The 12705-nt window shown below is 61.3% G+C and carries 9 protein-coding genes; 6 read left to right on the top strand and 3 right to left on the bottom strand.

Going from position 1 to position 12705, the window contains the following annotated elements; all coding sequences use genetic code 11:
- Nucleotides 1-11 precede the first annotated feature (11 nt).
- The 6 genes from J7416_RS08640 (at nt 12) to J7416_RS08615 (ending at nt 9475) form a co-directional block, all read left to right on the top strand.
- A complete protein-coding gene (locus J7416_RS08640) occupies nt 12-1019 on the top strand; it encodes a MoxR family ATPase (protein ID WP_209224312.1) in 1008 nt (335 codons plus the stop codon).
- Nucleotides 1016-1891, top strand: coding sequence for a DUF58 domain-containing protein (locus J7416_RS08635; protein ID WP_209224311.1), 876 nt, complete (start codon nt 1016-1018; stop codon nt 1889-1891). Before J7416_RS08640 ends, J7416_RS08635 begins: the two co-directional genes overlap by 4 nt.
- Nucleotides 1888-4650 (top strand): DUF4159 domain-containing protein, encoded by a 2763-nt coding sequence (locus J7416_RS08630; protein WP_209224310.1) that lies wholly within the window; start codon nt 1888-1890, stop codon nt 4648-4650. The genes J7416_RS08635 and J7416_RS08630 overlap by 4 nt, the downstream gene beginning before the upstream one ends.
- The gene (locus tag J7416_RS08625; RefSeq protein ID WP_209224309.1) at nt 4647-6689 is read left to right on the top strand and encodes a hypothetical protein; all 2043 of its coding nucleotides are present in this window, start codon (nt 4647-4649) and stop codon (nt 6687-6689) included. Before J7416_RS08630 ends, J7416_RS08625 begins: the two co-directional genes overlap by 4 nt.
- Before the next feature lie 98 nt (nt 6690-6787).
- Entirely contained in the window at nt 6788-9004 is a 2217-nt protein-coding gene (locus J7416_RS08620; RefSeq protein ID WP_209224308.1) for a response regulator, read from the top strand.
- Between the two features lie 9 nt (nt 9005-9013).
- Nucleotides 9014-9475, top strand: a complete 462-nt coding sequence (locus J7416_RS08615) for a VOC family protein (RefSeq protein ID WP_209224307.1) — start codon at nt 9014-9016, stop codon at nt 9473-9475.
- Here J7416_RS08615 and yaaA read toward each other — a convergent pair.
- The 3 genes from yaaA to J7416_RS08600 form a co-directional block, all read right to left on the bottom strand.
- Entirely contained in the window at nt 9466-10236 is a 771-nt protein-coding gene (gene yaaA / locus J7416_RS08610) for a peroxide stress protein YaaA (RefSeq protein WP_209224306.1), read from the bottom strand. The genes J7416_RS08615 and yaaA overlap by 10 nt on opposite strands.
- Before the next feature lie 33 nt (nt 10237-10269).
- A complete protein-coding gene (recQ, locus tag J7416_RS08605) occupies nt 10270-12309 on the bottom strand; it encodes a DNA helicase RecQ (RefSeq protein ID WP_209224305.1) in 2040 nt (679 codons plus the stop codon).
- A gap of 78 nt (nt 12310-12387) precedes the next feature.
- On the bottom strand, nt 12388-12675 hold the full coding sequence (locus tag J7416_RS08600; RefSeq protein ID WP_209224304.1) for a YggT family protein: 288 nt from the start codon (nt 12673-12675) through the stop codon (nt 12388-12390).
- Nucleotides 12676-12705: the final 30 nt, after the last annotated feature.

The raw sequence follows: 12705 nt of genomic DNA, 5'->3' as shown, positions 1-12705 counted from the left end.
AAGGGAAAGTCATGACCGAACCTGCCGACCTCGTGTCCGAGATCGAAGCGCTGGAAGCCAAACTGCAAGAGGCCAAGGCCTCGATCACCCGCCGCTTTATCGGACAGGAAAGGGTCGTGGACCTGACCCTGACCGCGCTGCTGTGCGGTGGGCACGCCCTGCTGATCGGTTTGCCCGGTCTGGGCAAGACCAGATTGGTTGAAACGCTGTCGACGGTGATGGGCCTGCACGGCAACCGTATTCAATTCACGCCGGATCTGATGCCCGCTGACATTCTGGGGTCCGAGGTTCTGGACACGGCCGAAGATGGCAGCCGTCACTTCCGGTTTATTTCCGGCCCGATCTTCTGCCAGCTGCTGATGGCGGACGAGATCAACCGCGCCAGCCCGCGTACACAGTCGGCACTGTTGCAGGCGATGCAGGAACGCACGGTGACCGTGGCTGGTGAGGACCGTTCGTTGGGCGAGCCATTCCATGTGCTCGCGACGCAGAACCCCATCGAGCAGGAAGGCACCTATCCGCTGCCCGAAGCGCAATTGGACCGGTTCCTTGTCCAGATCGACGTGGAATACCCGGATCGCCAGACCGAACGCGATATCCTTCTGGCCACAACCGGCGTCGAGGAAGACGATGCGCACGAGATTTTCACCAAACAAGAGCTGCTTGCGGCACAGGTGTTGCTGCGCCGGATGCCAGTTGGCGACTCAGTCGTTGAACTGATCCTTGATCTGGTCCGCGCCTTCCGCCCCGAAGAAGCCGGTGTATCCGAGCGTGTCGCCGAGACCGTGGCCTGGGGCCCCGGCCCCCGTGCGGCACAGGCGTTGATGATGACGGTGCGCGCGCGGGCCATGCTGCAAGGGCGGCTGGCCCCGAATGCCGAGGATGTGCTGGACATGGCACGCCCCGTTCTCAGCCACCGTATGGCGCTGAACTTCGCGGCGCGCGCGCGGGGTGACAGCTTGGCCGATCTGATCGAATCCACAGCCGCCGGTCTCGTCCGCACCGAGGCTGCGGCGTGAATGCCGCGCTGACCCTTCGCGAAAGATCCGAAGCCGAGGCGTCGCGGCTACCGCCGCTTTTGGCGCGGGCCGAACACTTGGCGGGAACGGTTTTGCTGGGCGATCACGGTCGCCGTCGTGCAGGGTTGGGCGATGATTTCTGGCAATACCGTCCCGCGCAGATCGGGGACAGCCGCAGGATGATCGACCACCGCCGTTCGGCGCGGGGCGATCAGCAATTCGTCCGCGAACGCGAATGGCAGATTGCCCAGTCAGTGATGCTGTGGGTGGATCAGGGCGCGTCGATGCGATTTGCCTCTGACAAGAACCTGCCCACCAAGGCTGATCGCGCCCGTTTGCTGGGGCTCGCAACAGCGATCCTACTGGTGCGCGGAGGAGAGCGCGTGGGCCTGACCGGCACAACTCTGCCGCCGCGACGTGGCAACGCACAGATTGTTCGCCTTGCGCAAGCCTGGTCAGAGGACGCCGAGAGTGACTATGCGCCGCCTGAACATCGCGCCATGATTCCACATGCGCGGGCGGTATTCATCTCTGATTTTCTCGGCCCAATGGACGAGGTCGAGCTGGCCCTGACCAAAGCCGCAGACCGGGGTGTGCGGGGGCTGGTTTTGCAGGTTCTCGATCCCGGAGAGGAAACGTTTCCCTATCGCGGGCGCACGATCTTTGAAAGCGTCGGTGGGTCCGTCCGTCACGAAACCCTCAAAGCCGGTGACCTGCGGGACCGCTATCTTGAGCGGCTGGCCGTACGAAAGGATGCGTTGACGCAATTGTGTCGTGCAACGGGCTGGCAGCTGGGGCTTCATCATACCGGCGAGAGCGCGCAAGCGGCTCTGTTGTGGCTCTATCGGGCGCTTGACGGGGGAACGGGATGACGGTTCTGGCGGGTATCGGCTTTACCGCACCATGGGTGTTGCTGGGTCTTCTGACCCTGCCGATCCTGTGGTTGATCCTGCGCGCCGTGCCGCCTGCGCCAATCCGCCGACTTTTTCCTGCAGTGACGCTGCTACTGGGGCTGAAGGATGATGAGAGTGTCTCGGACCGCACCCCGTGGTGGTTGTTGCTGCTGCGGATGCTGGCAGCTGCGGCGATTATCATAGGGCTGGCGGGTCCCGTTCTGAACCCGTCACGCGACCAAGCCGGATCGGGGCCCTTGCTGTTGGTTTTGGATGCCAGCTGGGCAGGGGCGACGCGCTGGTCCGCCACACTCGACCAGATCGACGCGCAACTGACCGAGGCCGGACGTGCGGGCCGCACGGTGGCCATTCTGAGCCTGACCGAGCCCGAACCACCCGTGTTCCAAGCGGCTGAGGCATGGCGGGGTCGCTTGCCGGGTCTTGCTCCGATGCCGTGGCAACCCACAGGCGCGCAGATAGATCAAACGACTGCAGCCCTGGATCAGGTCGAGGGCGGCTTTGATACCCATTGGTTCAGCGATCGCCTCAGCTACGATGGGCATGATGCGATCCTGTCGGATCTGCGCGCGCGCGGTGAGGTGACGGTGTATCAAGCCCCGACGCCCGCCGTTGCAATCCTGCCAGCAACCTATCAGGACGGGGTGATCCAATTGGCCGCACAGCGGGCAGAACCCGGCCCAGCGGAACGCATCACGATTCTGGCCCAAGGTCGGGACCCCGCCGGCGCGATGCGCGTCCTGCAATCGGTAGATATGGAGTTCACCGGTGGCGAGACCGAGGCACAGGTGGAACTGGCCCTGCCGTCAGAGCTGCGGGCTCGTATCACCCGGTTCGAAATTCAGGGCCAACGCTCGGCCGGGGCGGTGACGCTGACCGATGACAGCCTGCGGCGACGCGAGGTCGCCCTGATTGCCGGAACGCTGAACCGCGAGGGTCTCGAGCTGCTGTCGCCACTGCACTATCTGACGCAGGTTTTGATCCCCACCGCGGATTTTGTTGACGGTGGGCTGACCGAGGTTCTGCCTGCCAACCCGGATGTGATCGTGCTGGCCGATGTGGCAAAGCTGTCAGCGACGGAACAGGCGGCGGTGGTTGAATGGGTCGAACAGGGCGGTTTGCTGCTGCGCTTTGCCGGTCCGCGCATGGCCGCAAGCGATCTGGGCCGTGATGCCGAGGATGCGCTGCTGCCGGTACGCCTGCGCAGCGGCGGACGTTCGGTAGGCGGCGCGATGAGTTGGGGTGAGGCCAAGGGTCTTGCACCGTTCCCCGAGAACTCGCCCTTTTATGGCTTGCAGGTTCCGAACGACGTGACGGTCACAACACAAGTCATGGCGCAACCAGACCCTAATCTGGCGGAACGGGTCATTGCTTCACTGTCGGACGGTACGCCATTGGTGACCCGCAAAGCCTTGGGTTTGGGGCAGGTTGTTCTGTTCCATGTGACGGCGGATGCTGAATGGTCCACTTTGCCGCTGTCCGGCCTGTTTGTCGAAATGCTGGACCGGCTCGCGGTGGCTTCGGCGGCAAAGTCCCGGCAGGAATCGCAGCTGCAGGGCACCACTTGGGAGCCGATTCAGGTCATGGATGGTTTCGGTTCCTTGTCCGACGCGGGCAACCTGGCGGGTGTCGATGGGGTCGAGCTGGTAACGGGTGACATTGGCCCTGAATTGCGACCGGGATTGTATGAAAGCGGCAAACAGAAACTGGCGCGCAACGTTCTGAGTGATGAGGCCGTGCTGACCCCTGCAGTCTGGCCCTCGGACGTGCCGATCAAGGGGCAAGAGATCAGCACCGAGACGCCCATCGGGGGCATTCTGCTGAGCCTCGCTTTGTTGTTGCTGACGGTAGATGTGATCGCCTCGCTGGCGTTGTCCGGACGGCTTGGGTTGGCCAAGGCTGCCGCGGTGGCCTTGGGCGCGATGCTTCTGGTCCCTGAGGCGCAGGCGCAGACACCTGAGGATACGGATTTTGCGCTGAACGCGACCAAGGAATTGGTTCTGGCCCATGTTCTGACAGGTGACGCACAAGTTGACGACGTCGCCGCCGCCGGCATGCGCGGGCTGGCGCAGACGCTGTTCTATCGAACCTCGGTTGAACCGGCTGACCCTATCGGCGTTGATCTGGAACGGGATGAGCTTGCCTTCTTTCCTCTGCTCTACTGGCCGATCTCACCCAATCAGCCGCAACCCTCCGACGAGGCATATGCCAAGCTCAACGCCTATCTGCGCTCGGGCGGCATGATCCTGTTCGACACGCGTGATGCTGATGTCGCGCGGTTCGGGGCGGCCAGCCCGAATGGGCGCAAGCTGCAACAGATCGCAGCGCCGCTGAATATTCCCGCGTTAGAGCCCATTCCCGGTGACCATGTTCTGACCCGCGCCTTCTACCTGCTGCAGGACTTCCCGGGCCGATACGCTGGTACCGAGGTCTGGGTTGAGGCCGCGCCGGTGGATGCGGAACAGATCGAGGGCATGCCGTTCCGCAATCTCAATGACAACGTGACGCCGGTTGTGATCGGCGGCAATGACTGGGGGGCAGCCTGGGCCGTTGATCGCAACGGTCAGGCACTTTTGCCCGTGGGCCGTGGATATGCCGGTGAGCGGCAGCGCGAGCTTGCCAACCGTTTCGGCGTCAATCTGGTTATGCACGTGCTGACCGGGAATTATAAATCGGATCAGGTGCACGTGCCTGCGCTGCTGGACAGGTTGGGACAATGACTGGAACCGTCATCTTTGATCCGCTGATCCCCTGGCCCGTTCTGGCTGTGGTTGCTGCGATTGCGGTGGCTGGCGTTATTCTGGCGCTCTGGCGGGGGTTGTCCGGCTGGGCCTTGCGCGCGCTGGCGGCGCTGGTCGTGATCGCGGCGCTGGCCGGTCCTGTCTATCAGATCGAAGATCGCGCTCCGCTGACCGACATCGTCCTGATGATCGAGGATGAAAGCGCCAGCCAAACCCTGTCGGACCGGGCAGAGCAAACGGCACAAGCGGCAGAGGAACTGGCGGTCGAAATAGAATCCCGCGATAACACGGAACTGCGTCGTATCCGCGTCGGCGATGGTGACGGAGATGAAGGTACCCAGGTCATGGCGGCCCTGAACGAGGCACTGGCCGAAGAGCCGCGCGCTCGTATCGCGGGTATTCTGGTCGTCTCGGACGGCATCGTGCATGACGCTGATCAGGCACCGGACCTGCCCGCGCCCATGCATCTGTTGCAAACGGGCCGTGAAGCCGACTGGGATCGCCGCTTGATCGTCCGCAATGCGCCCGCATTCGCAATTATCGGCGAACCCGTCACGCTGACGCTGCGGGTCGAAGACAGCGGTGCCGCCCCTGCCGGTGCCACGTCTGCGCCGCTGGAAATTTCGGTTGATGGCGGCGAGGCGCAGCAATTCACGATTCCTATCGGTGTGGATGTCGAGCTGCCCGTCACGTTGCCCCATGGCGGGCGCAACGTGCTTCAATTCACGGTTCCGCAAGCCGAGGGCGAGTTGACCGACCGCAACAACACCGCGTTGATCCAGATGAATGGCGTGCGCGACCGGCTGCGCGTGCTACTGGTCTCGGGCGAGCCGCATCCGGGCGGTCGTACATGGCGGAACCTTCTGAAATCCGACAGCTCGGTCGATCTGGTCCATTTCACCATTCTGCGCCCCCCCGAGAAACAGGATGGCGTACCGGTGGATGAGCTATCGCTGATTGCCTTCCCAACGCGCGAGCTGTTTCTGGAAAAGATCAATGACTTTGATCTGATCATTTTTGATCGCTACAAGCGTCGTGGCATTCTGCCTGCGATCTATCTGGACAATGTCACCAATTACATCAACGACGGTGGGGCGGTTCTGATCGCCGCGGGACCTGACTTTGCCAGTGCTGACAGCATCTTCCGCTCTCCGCTGGCACCTATCCTGCCTGCCCAACCCACCGCGCGCGTGATCGAGGAACGCTTTGTACCGATGGTCACCGATCTGGGGCATCGCCATCCGGTTACGACGGATCTGGGCGACTCTGAGGATTGGGGCGCGTGGCTGCGCCAGATCGACGTCAACCACCGCACGGGTGAGGTGTTGATGACCGGCGTCGATGAACGCCCGCTGCTGGTGCTGAACCGTGTGGGCGAAGGCCGTGTGGCCCTGTTGGCCTCGGATCACGCCTGGCTCTGGAGTCGTGGCTTTGAAGGTGGTGGCCCGCAATTGGAGCTGCTGCGCAGGCTGGCGCACTGGATGATGAAAGAGCCCGAGCTTGAAGAAGAGGCCCTGTGGGCCGAAGCCAATGGTCAGGTGATGCGTATTATCCGGCAGACGCTGGGTGATGAGGTTGGGCCCGTAACCGTGACCCGCCCGAACGGCGAAACCGAGGAGGTTACTCTGGAAGAGGTCTCGCCGGGCCGGTTTGAAGCGTTGTATTTCGGGCCTGAAATCGGTTTGTACCGCCTTGAAGAAGGGGATCAGTCCACGGTTATTGGCCTGGGACCTGCCGCGCCCAAAGAGTTTGAGCGTACGATTGCGACGTCTGACATACTGGATCCGGTGATGGCAGAACTGCGCGGCGGTGCTGTGCGTCTGGAGGATGGATTACCTTCGATCCGCAACGTGCGCGCAGGGCGTCCTGCGTCCGGTCGAGGTTGGATCGGTCTGACCCCGCGCGACGCCTATGAAACGCGTGACGTGACGCAGGCTGGATTGCTGCCGCCCTGGCTTGTCTTGCTGCTGGCTGGTGGCTTCCTTCTGGCCGGGTGGCTGCGCGAGGGTCGCCGCTAGCCGGTCAATTCGATTACTCTGATCTTCATTCATGGGTTTAAACAGTTCTTCACGCTCTACCCGGATGCTGTGCGCAAAGTATCCCGGGATCAGCACAGATGAGTCTTGCAGGAAAACTGGCACAGGAACGGCGCGCGCGGCTTGCGGCTGAACGTCTGCTGGAAATGAAACAGGCCGAACTGTCGGCCGCGAACCGCAAACTGGGCCTGCATGCGATGGCTCTGACCAAGCGCATCGGCGAAACTCAGGCCGAAGTGGAAACGGTTCGCGGTGAGAATGAAAAGGTCAAATCCGATCTGACCGTCGCCAATGCCAAGATCGAAGTGGCCGAGCGCCGTTTGTGGCACTCGATCCAGACCATTCAGGACGGGTTTGCGTTTTTTGATGAAGACAGCCGCCTTATCGGGGCCAACGCCGCGTATCTGAGCGTGTTTGAAGGGCTGGAAGAGGTCGCGCCGGGCGTAACCTATCCGCGGATACTAGAGATCATGACCACCGAAGGTCTGGTCGATATCGGGTCAGAAGCACCTTGCGATTGGCGACAAAGGTTGTTGCAACGCTGGGCCATACCGCACCCGCAGCCCGAGGTTATTCGCCTGTGGAATGGACACTATATCAAGCTGATCGATCAGCGCGGGCACGGTGGCGACGTTGTCAGCCTGGCTTTGAACATCACGGCCTCTGTCCGGCACGAGGCCGAACTGAATGCCGCCCGCGAACGGGCCGAGGCCGCCAACCGCGCCAAATCCGCCTTTTTGGCGAACATGAGCCATGAAATCCGAACGCCTATGAATGGCATCGTTGGGATGACCGAATTGCTGTCCGAAACGCCTCTGGATGAAGAGCAGCGCTTGTATCTCAACACCATCCGAAACTCGGGCGAAGCGCTGCTGGTGATCATCAACGACGTTCTGGATTATTCGAAGATCGAAGCCGACAAGCTGACGTTGCATCCCGAACAGTTTGATTTCGAACGCTGCATCCTCGAAGTTGCAATGCTGCTGCAGCCTAGTGTGCGCGACAAGGGGCTGACGTTGTTGGTGGATTACGACCTGTTCCTGCCGACGTTGTTTGTGGGCGACCCGGGACGGGTGCGGCAGGTTCTGACCAACCTTGTCGGTAACGCGGTCAAGTTCACCTCCGAAGGCCATGTTCTGATCCGGGTCACCGGAGTGCCGAACCCAGATACGCAATCCTGTGATGTGCACGTCGCAATCGAAGACACGGGCATCGGCATCGACAAGGACAAGATCGGGCACATTTTTGGCGAATTCAATCAGGTCGAAGACGAACGAAACCGCGCTTTTGAAGGGACAGGCCTGGGGTTGGCGATCACCAAGCGTCTGATAACCCTGATGGGCGGGACCATATGGGTCGACAGCGAACCGGGGCAGGGGTCATGTTTCGGGTTCAGGATCTCGTTGCCCACGGCCGAAGGTCCCCAGCCCGAGCCGCCGGATCTGGATGGTCGCCTGCGCCACGTGATGATCGTCGAGGATCTTGCAGCCAATCGTGCAATCCTGTCCAAACAACTGGGGCGGTTGGGGTCGCAAGTTACCGTTTGCGCGTCGGGGGGCGAGGCTTTGGCCGCGTTGGACAACAGTGTTGATCTGATGCTGTGTGATCATGATCTGCCAGACATGGACGGGCTGGAACTGGCGGTCACCCTAAAGGAACGGGGCTGGAGTGATCTGCCTGTCGTGGTGATGTCGGCCAACCCCGGTGTCATCCATGCGCATCCTGCCCGCGATCTGATCGACGGGGTGCTGCAAAAGCCAATCCCACGGGCCGAGCTTTACGCGCGCCTGATGGCACTGGGTCAGTCGAGGCCAACCGAGAAGCAGTTGCCTGCTGCCACGCCCACTGAGCAAACCGATCCCGCTGCACCCGACGTGGACCAACGCGTTATGCGGGTTCTTGCGGCCGAAGATAACCGGACCAATCAGTTGATCCTCAAGAAAATGGTCAAGGATCTGAACATTGAATTGCGCTTTGCAGGAAACGGTCTTGAAGCAGTTCAGGCGCATCTCGAATTCGAACCCGACCTGATCTTCATGGATATTTCGATGCCCCAAATGGATGGGAAACAGGCCACTGGGGAAATCCGGCGGCGCGAGATTGAGACCGGGCGGCATGTTCCCATCGTCGCCCTGACCGCCCATGCGATGGCGGGCGACGATCAGGGCATCCTGTCGGCCGGGCTGGATCACTATCTGACCAAACCGCTGCAGAAACAGAAAATTCATCAAATGGTTCAGTCTCATAAGCCACAGGATTGCGCGCCGCTTGTTGCCCCCGGTGTTTCGCCCGACTAGGGTCAGGTCATGAGCGAAGATCGTGGATTTCAGCCCCGCGCCTTGGGTGAGATCGCCATCCGTTGCGCCGATATGGGCGCGATGGTGGTGTTCTACGAAGACGTAATCGGCCTGAAGCGGCTGAACGGGGACCACAACAGCGCGATCACCTTTTTTCAGATCGCACCGGGTTATGGTGGCCACACTCAAGTTCTGGCTCTGTTTCACCACTCAGCGGCGCCGCGACCAGGGCTGCACCCAACAGGTTCGCAGAGACCGGTTACAGGCGGCGGATCGTCCCTGCATCACATCGCCTTGTCTCTGCCCTTCGAAGAGCAAGAAGCCGTGATGCGCTGGTATGATCGCTTGGGCCAACCCTATCGTGTCGAGCATTTCGGCTGGATTGGTTGGCGGGGAATATTCACCGAAGACCCCGAGGGCAACACCGTCGAACTGGTCGCCTACGACCCATCAATGCTGGATCAGGCCTGATAGGGGCGTACGAAAACCGGTTTGTTTTCCTCTGAAAGATCGGGACGGTATTCATAGCCACCACTGTCGAAATCCAACAGGCCTTTGGGGTCGGTCAGGCGGTGCTGGATGACGTAGCGCGCCATCGCACCGCGCGCTTTCTTGGCGAAAAAGCTGACGATCTTGGGCGTACCGGCTTTGTCTTCCATAAACACGGGCGTGATCACGCGCAGTTTCAACGCTTTGAGGTCAACAGCACCGAAATATTCCTGACTGGCGCAGTTCACCAGCACATCCGACCCGATCTCGGCCCCCTGTACGTTCAGCGCCTTGCTGAGCTGATCTCGCCAGTATTCATAGAGGTTCTTTCCGCGACGGGTTTTCAGCTTGCTGCCCATCTCCAGACGATAGGGCTGAATTGCATCCAACGGGCGCAGCACGCCATAAAGACCCGACAGAATGCGCAGGTGATCCTGGGCCCAGGCCATTTCATCGGCGTCCAGCGAGGCAGCCTCAAGCCCCTGATAGGTGTCGCCCGCGAAGGCCAGCGCGGCGGGGCGGGTCAATTCACCCTCTGGCGTATCCGCGAAGGCGCGATAGCGGTCGCGGTTCAGACGCGCCAGATCATCGCTCAGGTCCATCAGCTTTTTCAGATCGCCGAGCGTCAGATTGCGGGCGGTCTTTGACAGGCGGATGGCATCGTCCTGAAAGTCGGGCTGCGTCACCTCAACATCCCGCTCTGCCCAGTCCAGCCGTTTGGCCGGGGAAATCACTACCAGCATATCCGCCCTCGTTCCTTGCCTGATCCGGGTTATTTAGTCCGTCTGCCGCAGCACGTCCAGAAAGGCGGCCCCAAACCTTTCGTGACGGCGATCACCCAGCACGTTTTCCATGGACCGAGGGTCGTCCGACCGAAGCTGCGCAACCTTGGCCAGTTGCGAGGCCGAGCAGGTCAGCGGCTTGTCGATCCCGTCCGGGCCGCGTGACAGCTGCGACTGCACTTCGAGCAAACGGTCGTAGATTTCACCCTGATCCCGACCCGCCAGCTTTCGGCGGGCGGGGTGTACGGTTTCGACTTCGCCTGCGATGACTTCCAGGAAAGTATTACCGTAGCGTTCCAGTTTCTTTGCGCCAACGCCTCCGATGCGGGCCATGTCGTCCAGCGTTTTGGGGCGTTTTTCGGCCATTTCGATCAGCGTGCGGTCGGGGAAAATGACATAGGCCGGGACTCTTGCGGATTCCGCAAGGGCGCGTCGTTTTGCCTTGAGCGCAGACAGCAATGGGGCGTCTTCCTCGGACACCATCATTTTGACCGCAGGGCGGCGACCAGCTTTGCGCAGCGTGTCCTTGCGCAGGTTGATCTGCGCCTCGCCCTTCAGGATGGGCTTGGCGGCCTCGGTCATTTGCAGCGCGCCGTGGCGTTCGGGGTCAGGGCGAACCAGATCATGGCCCATCATCTGCCGGAAAATCGCTTGCCATTGTGGCCGCGACCAGTCTTTGCCGATGCCATAGGTAGACAACTCATCGTGACGCCGCGCGCGGATTTTGTCGGTCTCGTTGCCCAGCAGGATGTCGATCAGATGACCCGCGCCGAACCATTCCTCGGTCCGCAGGATTGCAGACAGGGCCATTCGGACCGGGGTGGTGCCGTCGAACACCTCGGGCGGGGTGTCGCACAGATCGCATTTGCCGCAGGGTTCGATCTGTTCGCCAAAGTACCCAAGAAGGGTCTGTCGGCGACATTCCAGCGCCTCGGCCAACCCGAGCAGAGCGTTCAGGCGGGCATGGTCCGCCATGCGCCGTTCCGGCGGCGCCAGCCCTTCGTCGATTTGCGAGCGGCGCAGGCGGATATCGTCGGGGCCGAACAGGGTCAGCGTTTCAGCGGGGCCGCCGTCGCGACCGGCGCGGCCGATTTCCTGATAGTAGGCCTCGATCGACTTGGGCAGGTCCGCGTGGGCGACCCAGCGGATATCGGGTTTGTCGATCCCCATGCCAAAGGCGACGGTGGCGACGACGATCAGGCCGTCCTCGCGGGCAAAGCGGGTTTCGACGATGCGTCGATCGTCGGCTTCCATCCCGCCGTGATAGTGACAGGCCGAGTGCCCCTCGGCCCGCAAGGCTTGGGCCAGCACCTCGGTTTTATTGCGCGTGCCGCAATAGACAATGCCGGATTGACCTTTACGCGCCCCGGCGAAGTCGAGGATTTGCTTGCGCGGACCGTCCTTGGCTGCAAAGGCCAGGTGAATGTTGGGCCGATCGAACCCGCGCAGGAACTTGTTGGGGGCTGTGCCGTCGAACAGCTTCTCGACAATCTCGTCCTGAGTTTCGGCATCCGCAGTCGCTGTGAAAGCGGCCAGGGGCACGTTCAGCGCGCGGCGCAGTTCCCCGATGCGCAAATAGTCGGGGCGGAAATCGTGGCCCCATTGGCTGACGCAATGGGCCTCATCAACAGCGATCAGGCTGACATTGATCCGACGCAACATTCCCAGCGCCGACCCGGCGGCCAGACGCTCAGGCGCCATGTAGAGAAGTTTCAGCCGCCCGGCTTCCAGCGCTTCCCACACCGCGTCGGTTTCCTCGGGGGTGTTGCCGGATGTGAGCGCGCCCGCCTCCACCCCGGCTTCCTGCAAGCCGCGTACCTGATCCCGCATCAGGGCAATCAGTGGTGAGATCACCACCGTCACGCCGTCCCGCATCATGGCAGGCAGTTGATAACACAGGGATTTGCCGCCGCCCGTCGGCATAATCGCCAGCACGTTTTCGCCAGCTGTCACGGCATCAACGATCTCTTCCTGCCCGGGGCGGAAGTCGTCGAATCCAAAGACATCTCGCAGCATCGGTGCGGCGTCGAACATATGCGGGGTGGCCCTGCTTTAAGGTTTATCTGCTCTTAAGACAGGACAATCACATACTAAGATTCGGTGAACAAGGCCTCAGACGAAATAGCCCACATTGTTGATCAGGATAATCCGCAGCGCGTACACGCCGATCAGCACCACCAGTGGGGTCAGGTCAAGCCCGCCCATATTGGGCAGGATACGGCGGATGGGGCCATAGATAGGCTCTAACAAGCGATTCAGCCCATACCAGATTTGCGCGACAAGCTGTTGATGCAGGTTAAGCACCTGAAAGTTGATCAGCCAGCTCATGATCACATGGGCCAGGATGATGAACCAGACAATGTCCAGGATCAGCAGAAGGATTTGGATCAGCGACAGCATGGGTACTCCGTTTGCACGTTTGCTGAGACG

The sequence above is a fragment of the Ruegeria sp. R14_0 genome (genome assembly GCF_017743975.1).
Taxonomy (GTDB): domain Bacteria; phylum Pseudomonadota; class Alphaproteobacteria; order Rhodobacterales; family Rhodobacteraceae; genus Ruegeria.
Note: the sequence above shows the minus strand (reverse complement) of the source record. Positions and strands in the feature narration are given on the sequence as shown.

Bases quoted from the DNA above. Each gene is read 5' to 3' on its own strand.
- J7416_RS08640 (WP_209224312.1), top strand. From the start codon at position 12: ATGACCGAACCTGCCGACCTCGTGTCCGAGATCGAAGCGCTGGAAGCC.
- J7416_RS08630 (WP_209224310.1), top strand. From the start codon at position 1,888: ATGACGGTTCTGGCGGGTATCGGCTTTACCGCACCATGGGTGTTGCTG.
- J7416_RS08625 (WP_209224309.1), top strand. From the start codon at position 4,647: ATGACTGGAACCGTCATCTTTGATCCGCTGATCCCCTGGCCCGTTCTG.
- J7416_RS08620 (WP_209224308.1), top strand. From the start codon at position 6,788: ATGAGTCTTGCAGGAAAACTGGCACAGGAACGGCGCGCGCGGCTTGCG.
- J7416_RS08615 (WP_209224307.1), top strand. From the start codon at position 9,014: ATGAGCGAAGATCGTGGATTTCAGCCCCGCGCCTTGGGTGAGATCGCC.
- yaaA (WP_209224306.1), bottom strand. From the start codon at position 10,236: ATGCTGGTAGTGATTTCCCCGGCCAAACGGCTGGACTGGGCAGAGCGG.
- recQ (WP_209224305.1), bottom strand. From the start codon at position 12,309: ATGTTCGACGCCGCACCGATGCTGCGAGATGTCTTTGGATTCGACGAC.
- J7416_RS08600 (WP_209224304.1), bottom strand. From the start codon at position 12,675: ATGCTGTCGCTGATCCAAATCCTTCTGCTGATCCTGGACATTGTCTGG.